The organism is Actinomyces sp., assembly GCF_030524025.1.
Lineage (GTDB): Bacteria > Actinomycetota > Actinomycetes > Actinomycetales > Actinomycetaceae > Actinomyces.
Genome location: NZ_JAUNHI010000010.1, coordinates 1 through 23898, shown reverse-complemented (window position 1 = coordinate 23898; position 23898 = coordinate 1). Strand labels below are relative to the sequence as shown.

At 72.6% G+C, this 23898-nt stretch carries 23 protein-coding genes; 6 read left to right on the top strand and 17 right to left on the bottom strand.

The features are described 5' to 3' along the window. Positions 1 to 13: 13 nt before the first annotated feature. The 8 genes from Q4C85_RS05600 to Q4C85_RS05565 all read right to left on the bottom strand — a co-directional run bounded on the left by Q4C85_RS05600 (position 14) and on the right by Q4C85_RS05565 (position 9103). Positions 14 to 1600: an ABC transporter substrate-binding protein gene (locus Q4C85_RS05600; protein ID WP_303140477.1), complete on the bottom strand. Its 1587-nt coding sequence runs from the start codon at positions 1598 to 1600 to the stop codon at positions 14 to 16. 151 nt (positions 1601 to 1751) lie between these two features. Continuing rightward, positions 1752 to 2573 (bottom strand): ATP-binding cassette domain-containing protein, encoded by an 822-nt coding sequence (locus tag Q4C85_RS05595; protein ID WP_303140475.1) that lies wholly within the window; start codon positions 2571 to 2573, stop codon positions 1752 to 1754. After that, positions 2566 to 3549 (bottom strand): ATP-binding cassette domain-containing protein, encoded by a 984-nt coding sequence (locus Q4C85_RS05590; protein WP_303140473.1) that lies wholly within the window; start codon positions 3547 to 3549, stop codon positions 2566 to 2568. Before Q4C85_RS05590 ends, Q4C85_RS05595 begins: the two co-directional genes overlap by 8 nt. A gap of 169 nt (positions 3550 to 3718) precedes the next feature. Next, positions 3719 to 5605: a dihydroxy-acid dehydratase gene (gene ilvD / locus Q4C85_RS05585; RefSeq protein WP_303140471.1), complete on the bottom strand. Its 1887-nt coding sequence runs from the start codon at positions 5603 to 5605 to the stop codon at positions 3719 to 3721. 108 nt (positions 5606 to 5713) lie between these two features. Continuing rightward, entirely contained in the window at positions 5714 to 6757 is a 1044-nt protein-coding gene (locus Q4C85_RS05580) for an LD-carboxypeptidase (RefSeq protein WP_303140469.1), read from the bottom strand. Between the two features lie 191 nt (positions 6758 to 6948). Then, positions 6949 to 7224 carry a DUF2992 family protein gene (locus Q4C85_RS05575; protein WP_303140467.1) on the bottom strand — a complete coding sequence of 92 codons (276 nt, stop codon included), beginning with the start codon at positions 7222 to 7224 and terminating at the stop codon, positions 6949 to 6951. A 216-nt stretch (positions 7225 to 7440) separates the two neighbouring features. Next, complete coding sequence (locus Q4C85_RS05570) at positions 7441 to 7848, bottom strand: FKBP-type peptidyl-prolyl cis-trans isomerase (protein ID WP_303140466.1); 408 nt, start codon at positions 7846 to 7848, stop codon at positions 7441 to 7443. 229 nt (positions 7849 to 8077) lie between these two features. Next, a complete protein-coding gene (locus tag Q4C85_RS05565) occupies positions 8078 to 9103 on the bottom strand; it encodes a Bax inhibitor-1/YccA family protein (protein ID WP_303140464.1) in 1026 nt (341 codons plus the stop codon). 377 nt (positions 9104 to 9480) lie between these two features. On the opposite strand from Q4C85_RS05565, the gene Q4C85_RS05560 reads away from it, so the two are divergent. The 4 genes from Q4C85_RS05560 (at position 9481) to Q4C85_RS05545 (ending at position 13732) form a co-directional block, all read left to right on the top strand. Further along, positions 9481 to 10410 (top strand): ABC transporter ATP-binding protein, encoded by a 930-nt coding sequence (locus tag Q4C85_RS05560; RefSeq protein ID WP_303140463.1) that lies wholly within the window; start codon positions 9481 to 9483, stop codon positions 10408 to 10410. A 47-nt stretch (positions 10411 to 10457) separates the two neighbouring features. Continuing rightward, positions 10458 to 11372, top strand: a complete 915-nt coding sequence (locus tag Q4C85_RS05555; protein ID WP_303140462.1) for an ABC transporter permease subunit — start codon at positions 10458 to 10460, stop codon at positions 11370 to 11372. 135 nt (positions 11373 to 11507) lie between these two features. After that, positions 11508 to 13031 carry a sensor histidine kinase gene (locus Q4C85_RS05550; protein WP_303140461.1) on the top strand — a complete coding sequence of 508 codons (1524 nt, stop codon included), beginning with the start codon at positions 11508 to 11510 and terminating at the stop codon, positions 13029 to 13031. After that, entirely contained in the window at positions 13028 to 13732 is a 705-nt protein-coding gene (locus Q4C85_RS05545) for a response regulator transcription factor (protein WP_303140542.1), read from the top strand. Before Q4C85_RS05550 ends, Q4C85_RS05545 begins: the two co-directional genes overlap by 4 nt. A gap of 88 nt (positions 13733 to 13820) precedes the next feature. Here Q4C85_RS05545 and pth read toward each other — a convergent pair whose 3' ends face one another. The 9 genes from pth to Q4C85_RS05500 all read right to left on the bottom strand — a co-directional run bounded on the left by pth (position 13821) and on the right by Q4C85_RS05500 (position 22510). Next, on the bottom strand, positions 13821 to 14420 hold the full coding sequence (gene pth, locus Q4C85_RS05540; protein WP_303140460.1) for an aminoacyl-tRNA hydrolase: 600 nt from the start codon (positions 14418 to 14420) through the stop codon (positions 13821 to 13823). A gap of 28 nt (positions 14421 to 14448) precedes the next feature. Further along, positions 14449 to 15045, bottom strand: a complete 597-nt coding sequence (locus tag Q4C85_RS05535; RefSeq protein WP_303140459.1) for a 50S ribosomal protein L25/general stress protein Ctc — start codon at positions 15043 to 15045, stop codon at positions 14449 to 14451. A 238-nt stretch (positions 15046 to 15283) separates the two neighbouring features. Continuing rightward, on the bottom strand, positions 15284 to 17002 hold the full coding sequence (locus tag Q4C85_RS05530; RefSeq protein ID WP_303140457.1) for a DUF5979 domain-containing protein: 1719 nt from the start codon (positions 17000 to 17002) through the stop codon (positions 15284 to 15286). A gap of 177 nt (positions 17003 to 17179) precedes the next feature. Continuing rightward, the gene (gene aroD / locus Q4C85_RS05525) at positions 17180 to 17965 is read right to left on the bottom strand and encodes a type I 3-dehydroquinate dehydratase (RefSeq protein ID WP_303140456.1); all 786 of its coding nucleotides are present in this window, start codon (positions 17963 to 17965) and stop codon (positions 17180 to 17182) included. 1 nt (position 17966) lies between these two features. Further along, on the bottom strand, positions 17967 to 18947 hold the full coding sequence (locus Q4C85_RS05520; RefSeq protein ID WP_303140454.1) for an exopolyphosphatase: 981 nt from the start codon (positions 18945 to 18947) through the stop codon (positions 17967 to 17969). A gap of 43 nt (positions 18948 to 18990) precedes the next feature. Beyond that, a complete protein-coding gene (locus Q4C85_RS05515; protein WP_303140453.1) occupies positions 18991 to 19605 on the bottom strand; it encodes a DUF501 domain-containing protein in 615 nt (204 codons plus the stop codon). 96 nt (positions 19606 to 19701) lie between these two features. Next, positions 19702 to 20391: a septum formation initiator family protein gene (locus tag Q4C85_RS05510; RefSeq protein WP_303140452.1), complete on the bottom strand. Its 690-nt coding sequence runs from the start codon at positions 20389 to 20391 to the stop codon at positions 19702 to 19704. Positions 20392 to 20556: 165 nt separating this feature from the next. Next, complete coding sequence (gene eno, locus Q4C85_RS05505) at positions 20557 to 21843, bottom strand: phosphopyruvate hydratase (RefSeq protein WP_303140451.1); 1287 nt, start codon at positions 21841 to 21843, stop codon at positions 20557 to 20559. 133 nt (positions 21844 to 21976) lie between these two features. Beyond that, positions 21977 to 22510, bottom strand: coding sequence for a hypothetical protein (locus Q4C85_RS05500; RefSeq protein ID WP_303140450.1), 534 nt, complete (start codon positions 22508 to 22510; stop codon positions 21977 to 21979). 363 nt (positions 22511 to 22873) lie between these two features. On the opposite strand from Q4C85_RS05500, the gene Q4C85_RS05495 reads away from it, so the two are divergent. Both Q4C85_RS05495 and Q4C85_RS05490 read left to right on the top strand, forming a co-directional pair. Beyond that, a complete protein-coding gene (locus Q4C85_RS05495) occupies positions 22874 to 23584 on the top strand; it encodes a hypothetical protein (RefSeq protein ID WP_303140448.1) in 711 nt (236 codons plus the stop codon). Positions 23585 to 23624: 40 nt separating this feature from the next. Beyond that, positions 23625 to 23898: hypothetical protein (locus Q4C85_RS05490; protein WP_303140446.1), on the top strand; the 274-nt coding region annotated here is incomplete at its 3' end.

Here is a 23898-nt window from a genome sequence, read left to right as displayed (position 1 = left end):
GGCCCTCGCCGCCTCAGGCCTCGACCGCCGTGGCCGCGGTGATGAGCGCGCGCTCGCGGGGGTCGCGCTCGGCCCCGCTCAGGCCCGCCACCTCGCCCTGCAGGACGCGCTCGTGCAGCAGCGGGACGGCGGCGCCGGTGGCCAGGATGAGCGCCTCGGCCGACATGATCGCCGCCTGGCGCTCGGGGCCGGGCTCCAGCCCGCCGGCGGTCGCGAGCGCGGCGTCCACGGCCGGGTCGGCCAGGAAGCACAGGGAGAAGGAGCCGGAGGAGGAGAAGTCCGAGACCATGTAGGCCACGGGGTCCCCGGAGTCCAGGACGGTGGCGCGCGACAGCAGGAAGGCGTCGAAGGCGCCCGCCAGGGCGTCGGCCTCGATGAGGCTGTACTCGCGCACGTCGGTCTGGACCGTCAGGCCGGCCGCCTCGAGCTGCTGGACGATGACCACGGCCATCTCCGCCAGCTCGGGCCGGTCGGTGTAGGTCCCCAGCGTGATGGTCGTGCCCGGCGGGACACTGCCGGAGGCCACCGCACCGGCAACCTTGCCGGAGGCGGCCGCGCCGTCGGATCCCGCCAGGATCTGCTCGCCCCAGGCACGCTCCCCGGCCGCCCAGGGCAGGGCCGGGCCCAGGAGCCCGGCGGCGACGTCGGCGTACCCCTCGTACATGGTCTCGACGAGCGCCGTGGGATCCAGGGCGTTGCGGGCGGCCGCGCGCACCGCCGGGTCGGCGAAGGGCCCCGAGGAGGTGTTGAGGTAGAGGGTGGCCGTGCGCGGCATCGGCACCTCGTGGAGCAGCTCGGCGTCGATGGTGGCGGCCTGGGAGACCGGGACGGCCTCGATGAGATCGGCCTCACCGGTGCGCAGCGCAGCGCCGCGGGCAGTGCCGTCGGGCACGTAGGTGACGTCGATGCCGGTGGCGGCGGCCTTGTCTCCCCAGTAGTCCTCGTAGCGCTCCAGGGTCGCCGAGGCCGTGCCGTTGGCGGTCTTGAGGACGAAGGGGCCGGTGCCATGGCCCACCGGGTCGACCGGGCCGTCGGCCGAGCCGTCGGAGGGGTAGGCGCCCTCGGCCAGGATCGCCAGCTGGGGGCTGGACAGGCGCTGCGGGACGAGGGGGTCGGCCGCACCGGTCGTGACGAGGACGTCGGCGCCCTCGGCGGTGGCGGTCAGCTCGACGCCGTCGAGGATGCGCGGGGGCGTGGAGTACCCGGCGGCGAAGTTCAGGCAGGCGGCGACGCGCTCGGCCTTCAGCTCGGTTCCGTCGTGGAAGGTGACGCCCTGGCGCAGGGTGAAGCGCCACGTCGTCTCGTTGTCCTGCTTCCAGGAGGTGGCCAGGGCCTCGACCGCGTTGCCCTCGGCATCGAGGTTGACCAGGGTCTCGGCCGTCGACCACCGCGAGAGCTTGAAGGCGTCGTCGGACAGGGGGCTCAGGCCCGAGCGCGGCGGCTGGAGCATCGCCAGGCGGATCCGCCCGTCGGTGGCCGAGGACCCCGCCGAGGTGGAGTCGGAACAGGCGGCGACGGCGCCCGCGGCTGCGCCGACGCCCAGCAGGGCCAGGACGTGACGGCGGCTGAGGGCCGCCGCTGGGGTCAGGGGAGCATCCATGTCTTCGCTTCTCTCCTCGTGGTCTCCGTGTTGTCGGGGTTGTCGGCTCGGTGCGGGCGCCTGCGGGCCCCGGTGCGGTCACAGCCCGGCCCTGGTGTCGGTGCCGGTCCGCCGGCGGTCGAGCGGGCCGGTCGGCCGGGCCTGTCCGGTGTCAATCCGGCATGCGCGGAACCGCGTCTCGCAGGGCACGGGCCGCCGGGTGCTCCGGGGAGTCCAGCAGCCGGGCGGTGGGGACGTCCTCGACGACGCGCCCGCCCTCCATGACCACCGCCCGGTCGCACACCCGCGCGACCGCCGCCAGGTCATGGGAGATGATGAGGACCCCCGGCCGGGGCGAGGAACCGGGCACGCAGGGACCGCCGTCGTCGTCGACAAGACCGGCGAGCAGGTCGAGGACCTGGTGGCGGCGCTGGGGGTCGAGGCCGGAGACCGGCTCGTCGAGCAGGAGGTAGCGCGGGCCGGGAGCCAGGGCACGGGCGATGGCCAGGCGCTGGGCCTGGCCGCCGGAGATCTCGTGCGGGCGACGGCGCCAGCACCCCCGTGGCAGGTCGAGGGCGGTCAGGAGCCCGACGGCGGTGGCCTCATGGTCGGCTCGGGAGCCGGGCACCCGGAGGGTCGCCAGCGCACCGGTGACCTGGGACAGGACGTCGCGGCGGGGGTCGAGGCCGGCGGCCGGGTCCTGGGGGACGTACTGGACGGCACGTCGGTACGGACGCAGGGCCGCCGACCCCAGCCGCGGGCGGAGCACGGGACGCCCGTCGAGGCGGATGGCCCCGGCGTCGCAGCGTCCGGGGCGGTCGATGAGCAGCAGGGCCTTGAGCAGCGTCGTCTTGCCGCAGCCCGAGCGCCCCAGCAGGGCGACGCTGTCCCCGTGCGGGACCATCAGGTCGATCCCGTGCAGGACGGTGCGCCGGCCGGCGGCATCGGGGTAGGAGCGGGTCAGGCCCAGGACCTCCAGCGCGCCCTCACTCACCTGAGGTCCCTGAGTCCGACGGCGCCGCCCCTGCGCCGACCGGAACCCGCGCGCCCCGGCGCTGCTTGTCACCGGGTCCGTCCTGGGTGATCTCGCACAGCGCGCAGTCATCGAGCGCGGCACGGCTCTCGATCGCGGCCACGGCCCCGGCCAGGCTCTCCTCCCGCGCGGCCTCGCACATGGCGCGGGTCACCGCGTGCCGCGGACGGGTCAGCACGCTGCGTGCGTCACCGGACTCAACGACCCTGCCCTCGTCCAGGACGATGAGGCGCTCGCACGCTCCGGCCGCCGGAAGGTCGTGGGTGACCAGCAGCAGCGCGGGGGCGGCGGGCGCGGCGGGATCCTCGCCGTCGGTGCCTTCGGCCCGCGGGCCGGTGACCTCGACAAGCACCGCCAGCAGCTCGGCGCGGGCCACGACGTCGAGCGCCGTGGTGGGCTCGTCGGCCAGGATGAGGCGGGGCTCGCAGGCCAGGGCCAGGGCCACCGCCGCGCGCTGGCGCTGACCGCCGGACAGCCGCGCGGGCACCCGCTCGGCCAGGTCCGTCTCCAGGCCCACGCGTCCGAGCAGCTCGACGGCCCGCGAGCGCGCCCGCCAGCGGGAGGCCCCCGCGGCCCGGGCGGCGGCGGCGACCTGTGCACCCACGGTTTCCAGAGGGTGGAGCGAGGTGGAGGGGTCCTGCTGGACGAGGGCGATGCGACCCGCCGCGGGGCGACGGGCGGCGGGCATGGCCAGGAGGTTGACGCCGTCGTCGTCCCCCGGCGGGGTGGGACGGTCAGCGCTGCGTACGGTCAGCCGGCCCGTGACGGCGGCTCCGAGGGGCAGGGTTCCGGCCAGGGCGGCGCAGGTCAGGGACTTGCCCGCCCCCGAGGCGCCGACCAGTGCGGTGCGCTCGCCCGGGGCGAGCGCCAGGCAGACGCCGTCGACCAGGCGGTGTCCGGCGATGCTCACGCACAGGTCCTCCAGAACGACGGTCATGCCGCCACCCTAAACAATCATGAGACCCATTCTCAAACCGGGTGGCCCGCGGGTCGGCCGACCGCCCGGAGGCGCTCCGGCCGCCTTCATCGGCCGGGGCGTGCCATATGCCCCGATCTCGAGGGGTCATACGTCCCGATCTCGAGGGTGATATGTCCCGATCTCGGGGTCAGTAGCGGGGGAGCCGGGCGTGGTCGCGCACGGCTCCCAGGTCGGCGCTCGTGGCAAGCATCGCGTAGGCGCGCAGCGCTGCGCTGACATGCCGGTGGCGCGGGACGTGCGGGGTCCAGGCGTCCTCCCCGCGCGCCTCCTCGGCCGCCCGGCGCCGCTCCAGCTCGGCCTCATCGACCTTGAGCTCGATGGAGCGGTTGGGGATGTCGATCTCGATGCGGTCCCCGCTGCGTACCAGGCCGATGAGCCCGCCGGCGGCCGCCTCGGGCGAGCAGTGGCCGATCGACAGCCCCGAGGTCCCGCCCGAGAAGCGCCCATCGGTCAGCAGGGCGCACTCCTTGCCCAGGTGCATCGACTTGATGTACGTGGTCGGGTACAGCATCTCCTGCATGCCCGGGCCGCCACGGGGACCCTCGTGGCTGATGACGACGACATCACCGGCCGCGACCTTCCCGCCCAGGATCCCCTCGACGGCGTCCTCCTGCGACTCGAAGACGACGGCGCTCCCGGCGAAGGTGAGGATCGAGGCGTCCACCCCCGCGGTCTTGACGATGCAGCCGCGCTCGGCGATGTTCCCGAACAGGACCGCCAGCCCCCCGTCGGCGCTGTAGGCGTGCTCCAGGTCGCGGATGCAGCCGGCGGCACGGTCGGTGTCGAGGGCCTCCCAGCGCGAGCTCTGGGAGAACATCTCGGTGGTGCGCACGCCCCCGGGTGCCGCGAGGTAGCCGGTGCGGACCTCGGGGGCCAGGCAGGATCCGGGCACGGAGTCGGGGCAGGGGCGGGCGATGTCGTAGACCTCCAGGGCCTGGGCCAGGGTGCCGCCCAGGACGTTGGTCGTCGAGGTGTCCAACAGCCCGGCGCGGTCGAGCTCGCCGAGGATGCCCATGATGCCGCCCGCGCGGTGGACGTCCTCGATGTGGTAGACGGTGGTCGAGGGCGCCACTTTGCACAGCTGGGGGACCCGGCGCGAGAGGCGGTCGATATCGGCCATCGTGAAGTCGACGCCCGCCTCCTGGGCGGCTGCCAGCAGGTGCAGGACCGTGTTGGTCGACCCGCCCATGGCGATGTCCAGGCTCATGGCGTTGTCGAAGGCCGCCTTCGTGGCGATCGAGCGGGGCAGGACCGAGGCGTCCTCATCCTCGTAGTAGGCCTTGGTGATCGCCACGATCTGGTGGCCGGCGCGCTTGAACAGCTCGCCGCGGTCGGCGTGGGTGGCCAGCAGGGAGCCGTTCATCGGCAGGGACAGGCCCATGGCCTCGGTCAGGCAGTTCATGGAGTTGGCGGTGAACATTCCCGAGCAGGACCCGCAGGTGGGGCAGGCCAGGCGCTCGATGGCCGAGATGGTCTCGTCGCTGACCGTGGGGTCGGCGGCGTCCATCATGGCGTCGATGAGGTCGAGCTTGCGGGTGGTGCCGTCGGGCGCCGTCATCTTGCCCGACTCCATCGGCCCGCCCGACACGAAGATCGCCGGGATGTTGAGGCGCAGGGCCGCCATGAGCATGCCCGGCGTGATCTTGTCGCAGTTCGAGATGCACACGAGCGCGTCGGCGCAGTGGGCGGCGGCCATGTACTCCACCGAGTCGGCGATGAGGTCGCGGCTGGGCAGGGAGTAGAGCATGCCGTCGTGGCCCATCGCGATGCCGTCGTCGACGGCGATCGTGTTGAACTCCTTGGCGATGCCGCCCGCGGCCTCGATCTGCTCGGCGACGAGGCGCCCGACGTCGCGCAGCCCCACGTGCCCGGGGACGAACTGGGTGAAGGAGTTGGCGATGGCGATGATCGGCTTGCCGAAGTCGGAGTCCTTGACCCCGGTGGCACGCCACAGGGCGCGGGCACCGGCCATGTTGCGGCCGGAGGTGGACGTGGCGCTGCGGTAGGCAGGCATGAGGGCTCCTCACTGGAAGGACGGCGTGCTGGCGCCAGGGTAGTCCCAGCGCTCGGGGCCGGCCGCGAGGGCTCGGTCACTGGAGGGCCGCGCAGGCCCCGCCCGCGCTCAGGAGTAGTCGGCGGTGATGCGCCGGGCGGCACCGTCGACGGTCATCATCCCGCCGTGGGGCAGGACCCACTGGGGTCGGGTGTGCCCGAAGGGGACACCCACGCAGACGACCGCCTCGGGGTTGTAGCAGCCGATGACCTCGATGACGGTGTCCCGCTGCTCGTCACGACGCCGGGCCCGGGTCCCGGCGTCGGCGAGGTCGGCGAAGGAGGAGGCCGGCGGCCGGGCCACGAGGACCGCGTCGACGGCGGCGAGCAGGCCGCGCTCGCCCATCGCGCGCAGGATCCAGCCGACCTCCCGGGCCGAGGGCAGCTCCTCGGAGGTCTCCAGGAGCAGGACGCCTCCCGCCAGGACCTCGGGGTCGGCGGGGAACCGGCCCGCGGCGAGCACCCATTGGAGCACCTCGAGGCACCCGCCCCAGGTCGGGCCGGTCACCGTGCGCTCGGGCCCGGCCCACGTCCACGGTCCGGTGGGCTCCCGCCGGCCGAACTCGGTGAGCGCCCGCGGGTCCAGCCAGTCGCGGCCGAAGTCCTCCGACTCGCCCGGCTCGGTGATCTCGAGGGTCTGCCCGGTCAGCAGCGCGGCCCTCAGGGAGGACAGGTGGACCGGGTCGACCTGCGGACCGGGGCCCAGGTGGACCTGGGTCGAGCCGCCGTAGAAGCCGGCAATGCCGAGGGACCACAGCCACTGAAGGAGGTTGGTGTTGTCGGAGTAGCCCAGGAACGGCTTGGGATCGCGCCGGACCGCCTCAGCGTCGAGGTGCCGGATGACGGTGATGAGGTCCTCGCCGCCGACCGTGGCCAGGACCGCCCGGATGCTCGGGTCGGCGAAGGCGGCGTTGATGTCGCGGGCGCGCTCCTGCGCCGAGGCGCCGAGCTTCCTCGTCGTGGGGTACTCGACGGGGACCAGCCCGGTCAGGTCGGCGAGCCGCACCATGGCCTGGTCGTGGACCGCCGGGGCGAAACCGGGCGCCGCCAGCGACGTGGACAGCACGGCGACGCGGTCACCGGGACGGGCCTTGGGCGGGCAAAGCAGGGTCATGGCCTTATGAGAGCAGTCGGGGGGTCGGTGCGGCAAACCACACGCCGCCCGGGCTCCTCGCCGTCTCACCGCGACCGCCGCCGCAGCAACCCGCAGTGACACGGCCCGGGCCACCTCAGGTAGCTCGTCGGGTCGCCACTTGGCCAGCGAGGTCGTATGCCGGACATGCGACCTCACCTGCCAAGTGGCGACTATCGGCCGCGGTGACGGCGCCTGGACCGCTCCCGGCGGCGAGCCCAGGCCTCGTCCGCCTCCTGACGGCGGCGCCGACTCCGGTTGTCAGCCGCACGGGAGGCGGACTCCTCGCGGGCGGCGGCCAGGGCGGCCTGCGCGGCCGTGGACGGGCACGCTCGAGCAGCCTCCTTGGCGGCCGACGGGCGGCAGCCCCGCGGTGACGAACGCCTGGTTGTCGCCTGCCCACGACGAGGTCGGGGCCGGTCCGGGGCGTCTGGCCCCGACGGCGTCATCCGGACTTCCTCCGGACCGTGCAGTTCGTGCTACCGGGTGTGGCGCGAGCGCGCCGCGCCCAGAGTATCCCAGTCGTCGCAGCTGTCGCAGCCCCACTGCGCTGAGGCAAGCGCGCGTTCGTACGCTCGGTCGCCAGGACGCACCCTCACGGTGCGCGCCGGGCACCGGCCGTACGAACGCGCAGGGCGGGTCAGGACGGCTCAGGTCAAGGCGGGTCAGATGACGCCGAGGACCTCGGTGACGAAGACGAGGGTGTCCCCTCCCCTGATGCCCGCCTGCGGCACGCCGCGGTCGCCATAGCCGAGCTCGGCGGGGATCGACAGCAGGACGCGGGAGCCCACGCGCTGGCCGACGAGTCCGTCGTCCCAGCCGCGGATGACCATGCCGGTACCGACCTGGAAGTCCAGCGGCTGGCCGCGGTCGTAGGAGTTGTCGAAGACCTCGCCTCCCCAGGTCTGTCCGAGGTAGTGGCAGACGATGTGGTCGCCGGCCTCCACGACCTGACCGGCGCCCTGGTCGAGGACCTGGACCTGCAGCCCTTCGGGGGCCTGCGGACCGGGGAAGGTCAGAACCGGCTTGGCGCCCTTGGCGCCCGAGACCTCTGGCATGTTCGTGTTGATCATGCCGCCAGGTTACGGGACGCCGCGGCGACCGCGGGACACCCTGCGCGCCCCGGCCCAGGGGCGTCATAGTGAGCGTCGGCACCCTCGCCCCGGCGCCGGCGGCCCCCTTCCGGCCGCCACCTGCACTGCCGCCCGTGCCTGCCACCCGTGCTCGCCGCCTCTGGCCACACGGACGGGGATGGCCCTACGCCTCGGCGCAGAGCCATCCCCGTCAGCGGTGAGGGAGCACTCACTCCCTGAAGATCGCCAGGAGCCGGAGGATCTCCAGGTAGAGCCACACGAGGGTGACGACCAGGCCGAAGGCGCCGGCCCACGCGTACTTCTTGGGCAGGCCGTGGCGCACGCCGTTCTCGATGGACTCGAAGTCCATGGCCAGGCACAGGGCCGCCATGAAGATGGCGAGGGGGCCGAGGATGAGGCCCAGCGGAATGCCCATGATCTCCACCGAGGTGCGCATGCCCCACGGGCTGTTGTTGATGTCGAGCGCCATGAGCCCGAAGTTGACGAGGCTGAACAGGGCGTAGCCGCCAATGGCGAACAGGAGGATCCGCTTGGCCCGGCCACTCAGGCGGAAGCCGACCCGGTAGGCCACGAGCATGAAGAGGAAGACCGCGAGGGTGCCCGTCACCGCCTGGACGACGATGCCGGGGTACCAGGCGTTCATGACCCCGGAGAAGGCGCCGAGCATCGCGCCCTCGAAGACCGAGTAGAGCACGATGAGGGCCGGGGAGGGCTCGCGCTTGAAGGAGTTGACCAGGCCCAGGCCGAGCGCACCGAGGGCACCGACGAACATGAGCAGGTAGCCCAGGCCCGCCGTCGCCGGGGTGGTGGCCAGGATCCAGGACACCGCGCCCACACCGACGATGACGGCGAACATCATGGCGGTCCGCACGATGACGTCGTCGTAGGTCATGCGGCCGCGGTCGACGTTGGTGGCGGCCGGCGCCGCGTACTGGCTCTCCAGCCCCGCCAGCTGCTGGGGGCTGACAGTGCCGTAGCCGGTCTGGGCGTACTGGTTCATCGCCGCCTGCGCGTCGGCGGGGGTGGGGATGGGCTGGCCGTACTCATTGACCGCGGTCCTGCCGTAGCCGGCCTGCGCGGTGGCCGGCGCCACCGGACCGCCCGTCTGGCCCGGCCGGCCGTACTGGCCGGGCTGGTAGCCGGGCATGGCCGGGTAGCCCGCGGGCGTGGTCTGCTCGGCCGCGGGCCCGCGGCCGTTGAACGCGGCGGAGCGCGAGAAGAAGGGGTTGCTCATCAGTAGGTTGTCCTCTCGATGGGGAGGGCGTGCACAGTGACACCGACTGGGGCACCGACTGGGGGCACCGACGGGCGCCGTTGGTGATAACACCCCCATCCTGCACCAGATTCCCACAGCCATGCACGCCTGCCCGTCGACCCGCGACGGGCAGGTCTTTCCATGGCCGCTCCCGCCGTCCCGGGGACCGCACTGGGCCTCTCCTCCCCGGGGAGGAGAGGCCTCCCCCTGAGAACCCAGGCAGGTGGTCGAGGTTTTCGTCGCGGGGGGCGATTCTCCGGTCAGGGGGGCGCTCCTAGCCTGGTTCCGACGCCAAGGGCGCTGGTATCCCTCCAGCCGAAGCAGCCCGAGGACCACTCCCGGAAGGGCAGATCCGCATGATTGAAGCCACTGACCTGACCAAGCGCTACGGGTCCAAGACCGCCGTCGACCACATCTCCTTCACGATCGAACCCGGCACCGTCACGGGCTTCCTCGGACCCAACGGCGCCGGCAAGTCCACGACCATGCGACTCATCATGGGGCTGGACAAGCCGACCTCGGGCAAGGTGACGGTCAACGGCCGCCGCTACAAGGACCTGGCGGCCCCCCTGTGCGAGGTCGGAGCCCTCCTGGACGCCAAGGGCCTCCACGGCTCGCGCTCGGCCCGGGCGCACCTGACCCAGCTGGCCGTCTCCAACGGCATCCCGACCCGTCGCGTTGACGAGGTTCTCGAGCTGACCGGTCTGACCAGCGTGGCCAAGAAGCGCGTCAAGGGCTTCTCCCTGGGGATGGGCCAGCGCCTGGGTATGGCGGCCGCCATGCTGGGAGACCCCGGCGTCCTCATTTTCGACGAGCCGGTCAACGGGCTGGACCCCGAGGGCGTCAAGTGGGTGCGCGAGACCTGCCGCAGCCTGGCCGACGAGGGGCGCACCGTCTTCATCTCCTCCCACCTCATGAGCGAGATGGCCCAGACCGCCGACCATCTCCTCGTCATCGGCCGCGGTCGCATCCTGACCTCCGGCCCCGTCCAGGAGGTCATCGCCTCGGCGACCACCGACGTCGTGCGGGTCGCTTCCCCACAGGCCGGAGAGCTCGCCGCGCTGCTGGCCGCCCAGGGGATCGAGATCGACTCCCCCGAGAACGGGGTCCTCACCACGACGGCGACCACCGCCGCCAGCATCGGGGAGCTCGCCGCGCAGGGCGGGATCGTCCTGCACGAGCTGACCACCCAGCGCGCCTCCCTCGAAGACGCCTACCTCGAGCTGACCGGCGGGGAGGTCGAGTACTCCACCGGCGCCCCGGCCACCAGCCACCGCGCCGCCTGACCCCGCACGGCCCGACCGCCCCAGACTCACAGAGAGAAGAAGCAGCCATGAGCACTCTCGCCATGACCTCCCGCACCCCGTCCGACCTCGCATCCGCCGCACCCGCCAAGGGAGCGGCCAAGGACACCACCGCCTCACACCCCACCCGCAGTCGCACAACCGGGTCCCGCATCGAGGGCAAGCAGACCTTCATCCGGGCGATCCGCGCCGAGTGGATCAAGGTCCGCAGCCTGCGCTCGACCTGGATCACCTCGAGCATCGCCGTGGCCATCACGGTGCTCTTCGGTGCAGGTGTGGCCGCAGCAAGCGCCCAGACCACGGGGTGGGAGGCGGAGGCCAAGCACGCGATCACCTCAGGCACGGCCATCGGCATGATCGTCGTCGCCGTTCTCGGCGCCCTGATCGTCACCGGCGAGTACAGCTCCGGGCAGATTCGCTCCTCCCTGGCGGCCGTCCCGCAGCGCGGACGCCTCCTGCTGGCCAAGGCGATCGTCGGTGCCGTACTGGCCTTCGTCCTGGGTGCCGGCTCCGTCCTGGCCGCCTGGGCCCTGTCCCTGCCCTTCATGAACGGGAACGCCGGCTCCCTGGCGGACCCGGAGTATGCCGGCTACATCTGGGGCACCGGTCTGTGCTACGCGGGCATCGCGCTGATGGCCATGGGGCTGGGCTACATCATGCGTTCAACCGCCGGCGTCATCACTCTCACCGTCGTCCTGCTGTTCGTCATCAACATCCCCCTGTCACTCATCGCCATGAAGTGGGACTGGGCCAACAACGTCCAGGGCCTGCTTCCGCAGGTGGCCTCGGCGGCGGTGACCGACCCCTTCGCGCTCTACTACGAGTGGTCCCAGGAGGGCAGCATGTACTTCCTGGAGCACTGGCAGGCCATCGCGGTCTTCAGCGCCTGGGCGATCGTCCCGCTCATCCTGGGGTGGATCGTCTTCTCCCGGCGCGACGCCTGAGACCACCGAACCGGCCCGTCGGGGCGCCTTCTGGCGAGCGTCCCCGACGGGCCGGTTCGGTGCGCGGGGGAACCCGGACGCGCCGACGGCTCTCGCGCGCAGCGCGGACCCCGCCAGACCGACGACAATGACCCCATGGAGCAGCACGTGCCACTGGCCTTGAACATGCCCGCGCCCGCCATGCGCATCGTCATGTGGCAGCGGCGCCACCAGCTGCTCGTCGACGTCCTGGTCGCCGCGGTCCTCCTGGCGCTCACCGTGCTGGGACACTCCCGGCTCGAGACCGGGCCCGGCACCGGCCCCTGGACTGCTGCCGGATGGGCGGTCACCGGCCTGTGCGCTGTCACCCTGGCGCTGCGGCGGCGCTGGCCGGTGGTGGCCTGGGCGGGCTCCAGCGTCCTGACAACGGTGTGGACCTTCGGCGTCCATGCGTACATGAGCCCGGTCGACCGGGTCGTGCTCACCATGCCCCACCTGTTCCTCGTCGCCGGCGTCCCGCTGTGTCTGGCGGCCATCGCGGGCAGGATGCGGATGGGCGCGACCATGGCCTTCTACCTGGCCTCCATCGTGCTGGCCATCTTCCAGGACATCCTGCACACCGAGGGCGGCATGGACCTCGACGAGCTGGCCCTCGGCGTGTCGCTGTACGCGCTCGTCTACGTCCTTGGCGTCCTGGTCGGCCTCATGATCCGTGTCCAGTCCGAGCAGCTCGCCGAGTTCGAGACCCGCTCCGAGCGCCTCGCGCTGGCACGCGAGCAGGCGACTCTTCTGGCCGCCGCCAACGAGCGCAGCCGGATCGCCCGGGAGATGCATGACGTCGTCGCGCACTCCCTGGCCGTCATGATCACGATGGCCGAGGGCGCCGCCGCCACCATCGACCGCAACCCGGAGATGGCCAAGGAGGCCCTGGCGACCCTGGCCGAGTCGGGGCGCTCGGCGCTGGCCGACACCCGTCGGCTCGTCGGGGTCCTGCGCGACGACCCGGCGGCCACCTCGGCCCCGGGGCAACCGGTGGGACCAGCGGGCTCAGAGGCGTCCCCGGCGGCAGCGCGGACAGCAGCACCGCCGTCGGCACCCGGAAGGGGGCCCCAGCCGGTGGTCCGTGATCTGCCGGTGCCCGAGTTCGCCCCGCCGGGAACGGTCGCCCCCCGCCAGCCCAGTGTGGAGATCGCCGATCTGCGACGCCAGGCCACTGACGCGCGGGCCGACACGAGCACGGGGGACCTCCCCCTGGCGCCGACCCCCGAGCAGGCCGAGCTCGAGGTGCTCGTGGAGCGCTTCCAGACCGCCGGTGTCCCGGTGTCCTACCAGCGGCGGGGAGCCCCCCTGCCTGATGACAAGGCCCTCCAGCTGACGGTGTTCCGCATCGCCCAGGAGGCGCTGACCAATGTCTTGCGCTACGCGCCGACGACGCGGGCGGTCTCGGTGGACCTCGACCGGCACCGGGGCACCGCTGTGCTCACCGTCGACAATGACGCCGCGCCCGGGTCGACACCGATGCACGGGTCCGGCAAGGGGCTTGTCGGCATGCGGGAGCGCGCCGCCGTCTATGGTGGTTCTGTGCAGGCCGGTCCGACGACGACCGGTTGGCGTGTCCGCGCGGTGCTGCACTGGGACGAGGACGAGGAAGGAACATCGCCGTGGCAGATGCCGCTGTGACGCAGCCGAGCGACAACGACCCGGGGCCGGAGGACCGAGGACCGGTCACCGTGGTCCTGGCAGACGACCAGGCGCTCATGCGCATGGGCTTTCGCATGGTGCTCGACGCCGAGGCGGGCATCGAGGTCATCGGAGAGGCCTCGGACGGCGCCACCGCCCTCGCCCAGGCGCGCGCCCTGCGCCCCGACGTCATCCTCATGGACGTGCGCATGCCGGGAATGAACGGCATCGACGCGACAGCCGCCATCACCTCCCAGTGCCCGGGCACGAAGATCCTCATCCTGACCACCTTCGACCTCGACGAGTACGCCTTCGCAGGGCTGCGCGCCGGGGCCAGCGGCTTCCTGCTCAAGGACACCCGGCCGGCCGAGCTGGCCGAGGCGATCCGGACGGTGGCCGAGGGCGAGGCCGTCGTCTCTCCCCGGATCACGCGTCGCATGCTTGAGATGTTCGCCTCGCACCTTCCCGACGACGGCGGGTCCCAGGTGGCCCAGGACCCCAGGATCGCCGCACTGACCCCGCGCGAGCACGAGATCCTCGTGCTCATGGCCCAAGGCCTGAGCAACTCCGAGATCGCCTCGCACCTCGTCGTGTCGGCCACGACCGTCAAGACCCATGTGGGCAACGTCCTGGCCAAGCTCGACGTGCGCGACCGCGTCCAGGCCGTTGTCGTCGCCTACGAGACCGGCCTCATGTCCTAACCCCGAGATCGGGACATATGACACCTCGAGATCGGTAGATATGGCACGGCCGGGAATGCGTGAGTCCCTCCGAGCCCTGCCCCGACTGTCAGGCCGGGGCGTGTAGGCGCTGCTGGGCCGGCTGGAAGCCCTGGGCGACCACTGCTTCGACGACGTCGGCGGCGCGTTCGACGGTGACCGCCAGCGCCTCGCGCTCACGGGCCGGGACCTCGGAGAGCACGAAGTCGGCGGGGTCCTGGCGGCCCGGGGGCCTGCCCACGCCCACCCGCAGACGCGCGTACCCCTTGGTCCTCAGGGCCGCCGAGATCGAGCGCAGCCCGTTGTGGCCGCCCTCGCCGCCGCCCCGCTTGAGGCGCAGCTCGTGCGCGGGCAGGTCGAGCTCGTCGTGGACGACGAGCAGGCGCTCATGCGGGTCGACCCCGTAGAACTGGGCGAGGGCCGCCACCGGTCCGCCGGACAGGTTCATGAGGACCTCCGGCTCCGCCAGGAGCGCACGCGGCCCCGGCGCCCCACCGGGCAGGACCCCGAGGCGGAGGTCGGCCACCTGGGCACGGGCCTTGTGCCTCGTCAGGCGGGCCCCGGCGCGCCCGGCCAGCACGTCGATGACCATGCGTCCGACGTTGTGGCGGTGACGGGCGTACCGGGGCCCTGGGTTGCCCAACCCGACGACGAGCCAGGGGCTGCTCATCGCCGCCCCCGGGCATCGCGGGGCATGCTCACTCGGCGCCGGCCTCGGCGGGCTCGTCAGCCGCGACCTCGGAGGCGACGGCCTTGCCCTCGGCGACGTTGACGACGTCCGCCTCGGCGTCGGTGACAGCGGTGACGCCCGAGGGCAGCGCGATGTCGGCCATGCGGATGGCGGTGCCGCCGGCGACGCCAGTCACGTCGACCTCGATGGTCTCGGGGATGGACACCGCGGGGGCGGAGACGATGACGTGGGCGAGCTCGATCATGTGGAGGGTGCCGGGCTCGGCGTCGCCGACGACCACGACGGGCACCTCGACCTCGACCCGCTCGTTGCGGTTGACCAGGAGGAAGTCGACGTGCTGGATACCGGTGCGGATCGGGTGGCGCTGGACGTCCTTGGCGATGGCCAGTAGGCGCTCGCCGTCGACGTCGAGCTCGACGAGCGCGTTGTCGTTGCCGCGCAGCGTCAGGCGGGTGCTGTGCTCGTCCAGCAGGAGGTGGCGGGGGTCGGAGCCGTGGCCGTAGACGACCACGGGGACCTGGCCCGCACGGCGGGCGCGGCGGGCAGAGCCCTTGCCGAAGACGGTGCGCTCGACGGCCTTGAGGGTGACTGCGTTGTTCGCCATGAGGATCTCCTCGTCTCGGGCGGGGAGGACCCCGCTGGTGTGATGGTCCGGCGGGGACGACGACGCAGCGCCCGAGGGCACCGCCACGTCGATGACGGATGCGCGGATCGCGCATCCCTCGCCGGGGCAATGCCGCCACTGTACAGAACGCCCACGCCGACCGACCAGGAGACCGCCGGTGAGCCTGCGCACCCCCGCAGACCGCGTCACGGGGGTGCGCCGGGCGCGGGGCGCCGGCTCAGGAGCGGCGACGGCGCAGCAGGAGCGCGCCTCCGGCCACTGCGGCGACCGCGATGACCAGGGGAAGCCCCACGGTCATACCGGTGCGCGCCAGGGAGGGCATGGACGGCGTCTGCGCGGTGGTGGTCGGTGCCGGGGCAGTGACCGCCGGAGCCGATCCGCTGGCGGTCGGTGCCGGGGCGGTCGTGGCGGGGGCCGAGGGCGAGGCCGTGGTGACCGTCGTCGCCGTGTTGGTCAGCGACACCTGGGTGCGGACCTGGTCGGCGACGGTGAAGGTGGAGGTCTCCTCCCCGTTGATCGTCATCGAGGAGGCCCAGGTGTAGCCCGCGGGCGCACCGGACAGGTCCTCGTTCAGGGTGACCACGGTGCCGGCGGGGAAGGTCCCCTGGAAGGTGGTGGCGCCTCCCGGCGTCACCGTCATCGTGGCCGTGCCGCTCTTGCCGTCGGCCGCCAGGGTCCCGGGCGCCGTCCAGCCGCTGTAGACGCCGGCGGGTGCGGGCAGGACGTAGTCGACGGTGACGGGGAAGGAGGTGTCCGCGGGGACCGTGGCCGCGCCGTCGCCGTCGAGCGCCTTGGTGATCGCCAGGCCCCCGAAGCCGGGCTTCATCTCGACGGTGATCTGGAAGGACTGCGCGTAGGAGCGGGTGCCCCACGCGCTCTTGCCGGCGCCCTGGAGGGTGGCCTTGTTCGTGTACTCCGTGCCCGCCACGGCGGTGCCCGAGCTGATCGTCACCGGGTAGTAGAGCCGGTAATTGGTCGCCTCGGCGAAGGGGCCGGTCACGGTGATCGTGGCGACCTTGCCGTCGATGGACACGGACATGTCGAAGTCGCCGTAGGAGGTGACCGGGTCCTCCCCCGCCGCGTTGGTGACGATCGCCCCCTTGGCGTCGGGCTCGGCCGCCGAATTGCGCATCATGAGGTGCCACTCGCTCATGTCGGTGGAGAAGTCCATGCCCTCACCCAGGGTGTCGGTGAAGGTGATGGTCTGGCGGGTCTGGCCATCGGTGGTCAGCTGGGGGCCGGCGCCCTCCAAAAGGCTCTTGAGGTGCTCGCTGCCGAACTCGACGTACCAGGTCATCCCGGTCGACGAGGAGTTGATGACCGAGGAGTACTTCCAGAAGGTCCACGGGGTGTAGCTGCCGACCGGCTCGATGATGCCGCCGCCGTCGCCGGGCAGCGGGACCTCGGTGAGCCCGCCGGTGGCCGTGATGTCGGCCGTCGCGCTGGTCGTGGCCTGCGTGATGAGCAGGAGGGCCTGGCCGGTGCCGTTGAAGGAGGTGAACCCCGCCGCCTGAAGCTCGGCGACCTTGTCCGAGAAGGTGCAGGTGACCGTCTTGTCGGTCAGGGCGCAGGAGCCGACCTCGACGTCCTGGCCGTCATAGACCACGGTCATCGGCGTGGTGATCGAGGTCTCGAGGTTCTTGAAGTAGGTGCCCAGGTCGATCTCGAAGGAGTCCCCGGCGGCGAGCTGCGCGCCGGTGGCGTCCCAGGTGAAGGTCAGTTTGGCGACGTCGCGGGTGGACAGGGTGGCGCCGGGGGTGTCGACGCCGGTGCGGCTCGACTTGACCAGCGTGGCCTCGGTGACTCGGATCCCCGTGTTGACGTCCGCACGGGCGGTGGAGGCCACGGGCAGAAGGCCTGCGACCAGGGCGAGCAGCGCGAGGAGCGCCACGGCAAGGGTGCCGGTGCGACCGGCGCGGGGCGATGTGACTGACACGGGAGCACTCTCTGATATCGGGGCATCGACAAGGCTCGACGCATGCGGGTTGCCAGGGCTCTCCACGTTATCACGAGGCCATCACGGAGTCACCGGCCGCAGGAGGACGACGGGCGCCGGCTCAACGATGAGCCGGCGCCCGTGGCGGGTGGGGCGCGCCGTGCGCGTCCGGGGTGGTTACGGGACGGCGAGCAGCGCCATGGCCCGACGCAGGTCCTCGATCGGGAGCTGGCCCGGAGCCGAGGGCCTCCCACCCGCGGTGGCGAAGACGAGCCGGGAGCCGAAGACGCCGGCGGCGAACCGGCTGACCATGCCCACCTCCCCCATGGCCATCGTGGCCAGCGGGACCTCGAGGGTCTCGTGGGCGGAGGCGGTCACCGCCAGGAGGCGGGCGACGTCGGCGGGTCCGGCGGGCATGACGGCGATCTTGGCCAGGTCGGCGCCGAGGCGCGCCATCCGGGCCAGGACCTCGTGCAGCTGCGCATCGGCCGGCGTGGCGGTCATGTCGTGGAAGGAGACGACGGCCTCGAGCCCGGCCCGGTGGGCCCGGTCGATGAGCCCGGCCGCCCCCGGGCGCTGGATCTCGACGTCGACGGCGGCCGGGACGCCTCTCAGGTCCGCCGCGCCTTGGGAGGCCGCGGCGCCGCGGTCGGCGAGATGATCGATGACGCGGGTCAGGTGCTCGGCCCAGGCCTCGCCCTCGAGGCGGGCCCCGCCGCCCTCCGCGACCGAGCGCACCGTGATCAGGACGGGCACCGGGGCACAGTCGGCGCTCAGGTGCTCGGCGAGCTCGGCGGTCCGGGCGGCATCCGGCGCGCCGTCAAGCAGGTCGGCACGCAGCTCGACGAGGTCGGCCCCGGCCCCGCGGGCCACACGGCCCTGCTCGAGGCACTCGGCGGCGGTGGTGCCGGTGGTGGCCACGGCGACCGTCACCGGTCCGTCGCCGCGCAGGATGCGGCTCATCTCAGATCCTCTCCCCCACTGACAGGGCGATGCCGTCGAGGATGTCGTGCAGGCTGGTCACGGTCGTGGTGACCGGGTGCTCCCCGGCCGCGGTGGCCTGGACGACCTGCGTGATGACCTCGCTCCACACCAGGGCGCCGGCGGCGATGACGTCGCGCCGGCCGGGCAGCAGGTAGCCCCAGGACTCGCGCTGGGCGGGGGTGGAGTGGACGATCGCCTCGCAGGAGGCCAGCGCCCGATCGGTGCTGATCTCGGCGCCGTCGAGCGCCTCGGGGTCGAAGTCCTCCAGCCCCAGGGCGTGGGCGGTCACGGTCGTGATCGTGCCCGCCAGCCCGACGAGGGCGCTCGCCCGGCCCAGGTCGACCGTGGCGGCCCCCTGGGCGAGCAGTGCCCGCACCTCGGCGCGGGCGGCGGCCTCGGCCTGGGGGGTGACGCCGTCGACCAGGTGGCGTTCGCTGACCCGGACGCTGCCGGTGTCCAGGGAGACGGCCGACAGCGGGGCCGTGTCTCCCAGGATCAGCTCGGTGGACCCTCCCCCGAGGTCGACGACGAGGCCGGGCCCCGGGGCCGGCGCGCGGTCCTGCGCGCCGAGCAGCGATCCGGCGAAGGACAGCCGGGCCTCCTCCTGCCCGCTGACGACCTCGGGCTCCAGCCCCAGGAGGGCGCGCACGCCGTCGACGAACTCCCCACGGTTGCCGGCGTCACGGGTCGCCGAGGTGGCCACGAAGCGGCCGTGTCCCGCGGCCAGGTCGACGCCGAGGCGCGCGCACGCTGCGGCGTACTCCCGGACGGTCTCCAGGGTGCGGGCCAGCGCCTGCGGGTCGAGCAGGCCGGTGCGGTCCACGCCCAGCCCCAGGCGGACGATGCGGCTGTCGCGGTGGACCTGCGCCAGGCGCGTCCGGCCGTCGGGGCCGCTTTCCAGGTCGGCCACGATCAGTCGGATCGTGTTGGTGCCGCAGTCGATGGCGGCCACGCGGGTCATGGTCGGGTCCTCCAGTGTGTTCGGGGGTGCGCGGGGCCCGCGCTCAGCAGCTGCACCGCTCAGGGTCCCACAGGCCGCGCTCGGTGAGGATCCCGATGGTCAGGTCCCCGACCGGGTTGGTGCCGGGGCCGGCGGCCAGGGCGTGCCCGACCAGGGCGTGGAGGCACTTGACCCGCGTCGGCATGCCGCCGGCGGACACCCCCTCGATCTCCGGGGGGCTACCCAGCTCGGAGCGTCGGGCGAGGTAGTCCTCATGGGCGGCGCGGTAGGCCGCGGCCAGGTCGTGGTCGGCGGCGAGGCGGGCAGTGAGCTCGTCCATGAGGTGCTCGGCCTCGAGGGTCGAGCAGCCCTTCACCGCGGCGGGGTGGGTGAGGTAGTAGGTGGTCGGGAAGGGCGAGCCGTCGGGCAGGCGGGGCGCCGTGCGCACCACCGTCGGGCGTCCGCACACGCAGCGGGCCGCGATGCCCACGACACCCCGGGGCAGGCGGCCGAGCTGGTCGCGCAGGACGTCCAGGTCGGCCTGCGCGACCGGGGCCGGGGCCGGGTCATGGCCGGGGTTCTGGTCAGGGACCCGGGCGGTGACCGGGGCCGGGTCGTGGGCGGCGCCGTGGACCGGATCTTGGGCCGGGCCCTGGCCAGTGGGGTCGGTGGCGGTCATCGGGCTCTCCTTCGGGGAGTCGTGAGGGGCGGTCGGAGGGTCGACCGGGCGGGGAGGTCCGGCGGCGGCCCGTGAGGCAGGCCTGATGGGTCGGCCTCAGGGGGTCGCCTCGGTGGCCGCGGTCGAGCTACCGGCCGTCGGGACCGAGGTGGCTCCCGGGGTGGGGGTCGGCGTCGTCGTCGTCCACCCCTGCTGCGCGGGGTCGACGACGACCTGCTCGGCCTCCTCCCCGCCGGCGACTCGGGCCGACTCGCGCAGCACCTCGTACCAGGGCCGCTCCTCGGTGGCCTGCGCATCCTGTGCGGCCTGCTCGGCACGCTCGACCTCGTCGGCGCCGACGACGACATAGGTCGTCTCCCCGGGCATAACGTAGGACAGGCGATCACGGGCCTGGGTCCGGACATAGTCGTCGTCCTGCCAGCGGGCGAGCTCGGCCTCCAGGGCGGTGGAGGTCGCCTCGGCCTGCGCGATCTCCTCCAGGACGGCGTCGTACTGGGCGCGCTGGGACAGGTATCCGCGCAGGGACGGGAAGACGACGACGAAGGCGAGCAGTACGACGATGGCCAGGGCCAGGGCGCGACCGGGCACCGCCATGCCGTCCGCGCCCCCCAGGCGCAGGACCGCGTGGTTGGGCGCGGGGACCTCCTCCCGCCTCCGGTCCGGGGCGGCGGCCTCCGGCGCCTGCTCCCCCCGCCCCGCCTGCTCGCCCCGCTCGGCCTGGCGCGAGGGACGGCGGGCGCCGGGTCGGGCCCCGGGGCGGGCGGGTGGCGGGCGGCGCGGCGTCATGGGGTCGATCCTGCCTCACGAGGGGGTGGAGGACGAAGGAGGATCCCCGCGCGTCCTGCGTCACGCCCGGGTGCGACGGACAGCGCCGCGTGGGCGGGGGCCGGACGCACCGGTGGGGTGCGGCAAGCCGAGGCTCGCCGCACCCCACCGGTGCGCTTGTCGGGGTCAGGCCCGGAAACGCGGGAAGGCGCCGGCGCCGGCGTAGACGGCGGCGTCGCCCAGCGTCTCCTCGATGCGCAGGAGCTGGTTGTACTTGTTGACGCGCTCGCCGCGGGCGGGGGCGCCGGTCTTGATCTGGCCGGAGTTGGTGGCCACGGCGAGGTCGGCGATGGTGACGTCCTCGGTCTCACCGGAGCGGTGGGAGGTCATCGACTTGTAGCCCGCGCGGTGGGCGAGCTCGACGGCCTCGAGGGTCTCGGTCAGCGAGCCGATCTGGTTGACCTTGACCAGGAGGGCGTTGGCCGCACCGAGCTCGATGCCCTTGGCCAGGCGCTCGGGGTTGGTCACGAAGAAGTCGTCGCCGACGATCTGGACCCGGTCACCGATGCGGTCGGTCAGGGCCTTCCAGTCGTCCCACTCGTCCTCCGACAGCGGGTCCTCGATGGACACGATCGGGAAGTCGGTGATGAGCTTCTCGTAGTAGTCGACCATGAAGGCGTTGTCGCGGGCCTCGCCCTCGAACTGGTAGGACTTGGTGGCCTCGTCGAAGAACTCCGAGGAGGCGACGTCCATCGCCAGGGCGACGTCCTTGCCGGGGGTGTAGCCGGCCTTCTCGATGGCCTCGACGATGAGCTCGAGCGCCTCGCGGTTGGAGTCGAGGTTGGGGGCGAAGCCGCCCTCGTCGCCCAGGCCGGTGGACAGGCCGCGAGCCTTGACCACGGACTTGAGCGCGTGGTAGACCTCGGCGCCCATCCGCAGAGCCTCGCGGAAGGTCGCGGCGCCGATCGGGGCGATCATGAACTCCTGGATGTCGACGTTGGAGTCGGCGTGGGAGCCGCCGTTCATGATGTTCATCATGGGAACGGGCAGCACGTGGGCGTTGGGGCCGCCGACGTACTGGAACAGGTCCAGGCCGGCGGACTCGGCGGAGGCGGCGGCGGCGGCCAGCGAGACCCCGAGGATCGCGTTGGCGCCCAGCTTGCCCTTGTTCGGGGTGCCGTCGAGCTCGATCATGAGGTTGTCCAGGCCGCGCTGGTCGGAGGCCTCGAAGCCGATGATCTCGGGGGCGATGATGTCGTTGACGTTGGCAACGGCCTTCTCGACACCCTTGCCGAGGTAGCGGGAGGCGTCACCATCGCGCAGCTCCACGGCCTCGAAGGCGCCGGTCGAGGCGCCGGAGGGAACAGCGGCGCGGGCCGAAGCGCCGTCCTCCAGGAGGATCTCGACCTCAAGGGTCGGGTTTCCTCGAGAGTCCAGGATCTCGCGGGCGTGAACGTTCTCGATGAGGGCCACTTCGTGCTCCTTGTTTCTGTGATCGATCGATGTGATCAGGACGCAGGAGCCAGCCTACCGGTCACGGCCAGGTCGCAGCGAGGGCGTTGGTCCCTCCAGATTCCCGTGTTCACGCCCGGCGTGACGCGCGGCCTCATCCGGCCTGGACGACAGGAGCCTCGGTCTGCAGGACCCATGGCTGGACACCCTGGTATCTCGGGGCGACCTCGAGCTCCACGGTGGAGATCGCCTCGTCGTAGCGCGCCTGGAGCTCGGCGAGGGTCTCCTGGTCGAGGCTGCTGGCGTTCTGCGTGATGAGGGCCGACCGGACGTAGTCGATGCTCGCCTGGGAGTACTCCCCGGGGCCGAGCTGCCCCTCGAGCGCCTCGAGGACGGTGGCGTCGGTGACGACGACGCCATACTCGGCCGCGAACGATTCCAGGAGCGGGAGGTCGATGAGCCCCTGCAGGACTTCCGTGCCACTGACCCCGATGGCGGGGGCGAGCTCGGAGGTGGCCTCCTCGACCGTCTCGACGGAGATGGAGACGTCTTGGCGAGCGCCGGCCGCGTCGGTGTAGCTGAGGACGGCGGCCTGTCCCGGGTGCGCCGAGCAGCCCACGAGCGCGCCCGCGGCCAGGGCGACGGCGGCGGCAACGGCGAGGGCTCGACGGGGCGGGAGTGGGGTCACGGTGGCCTCCTCAATGGGACTCCTCATTGCCCACCCATGCTAGATGATGAGCCGCCGCGGGCGTGGGCGACCACTCGGCCCGAGCTACTTGGCCCCCGGACACCCGCTCCGCGCCGCCAGCCGCATCCTGGGCCAGGAGTGGCGGGACGACGGGCACGGAGCGCCATTCCTCGACCCGCGAGCCAGGACACGGGCAGGTCGGTCGTCGTCACCACCCCGACCTTAAGACATGAGATGCACCACATCCTCGCGCCGCAAGATCACGGTTGGCTCACATCGACCGGGTCGTCGATGCGGTGCGAGCGCTGGCAAAGAACCCGGTTGCCAGCGATGTGCCCGAGGGCGCCGAGCTCCGCCGTCCCCTTGTCCCTGGCCCTGTCCGCGTGCCTGCCCCTGGTCCTGCCCGACACCGTCCCCTTCCTCGACGGCAACGGCGCCACGGTCGATGTGGCGATCCCCGGCACGACGCGCTCGGCCCCGGCCAGCGCCCTGTCCGTGGCGACGGGGTCGACGGACACCGCGATCGCCAACCTCACCCTCGACCTGAGCGACTCCCCGTACACCCGCGGCGTCGCGATCATCTCGGCGTCCCAGGTGACCATCTCCGGGGTGACCATGACGGGCTCGACCTTCCGCGCCATCGAGGTGGCGGCCACGACCGGTCCAGTCACGGACGTGCTCATCACCGGCAACACGGCGAGCAGCCCCGCGGGCACGGCCGAGACCAAGGGCGAGGTCGTCTCGGTCATGCTGGCGACCGTCTTCGAGCACCCGGACGACCAGTTCAGCTCCTCGACGCGCCCGACCTGGGACCGGTACACGACTGACGGGACGCTCAGCCCGACCACGTACGAGCACCGCAACATCTCGGTCGTCGGCAACACGATCACCGGCGGCTACTACGGCGTGAGCCTGTCGGGCGTCACCGACGTGACCCTGCGGGGCAACACGATCCTCGGCCAGGAGTACTCCGAGGGTCTGCGCACCCATGAGGGAACACTGCCGAGCGTGGGCAGCGCGACGATCACCTTCGCCGACGACTCGATCGGCACCTACACCTCGACCGGTAGCTGATGAGGTCGTCCGGTCGCTTACCGGTTCGGATCCTATGCCGGTGCCTCAGCTGCGCCTGCGGCGCGAGACGAGCACGGCTCCTGCAACGGCGGTTGCCAAGGCCACCACGGCGGGCAGCAGGACCGAGACACCGGTCCTCGCCAGCCCTCCGGTGCGTGTCGTGCGCGATCCGGAGGACGACGACGTGCCGACAGACCCGCCGGAACCCCCTGCCGAGGAGGCGGAGGTGGCGCTCCGCTGGGCAGTCGGGTCGACAGCAGGATCGACGGCGGAGGTGGTACTGGGCTCGGCCGTAGCGCTGGGCTCGGCCGTGG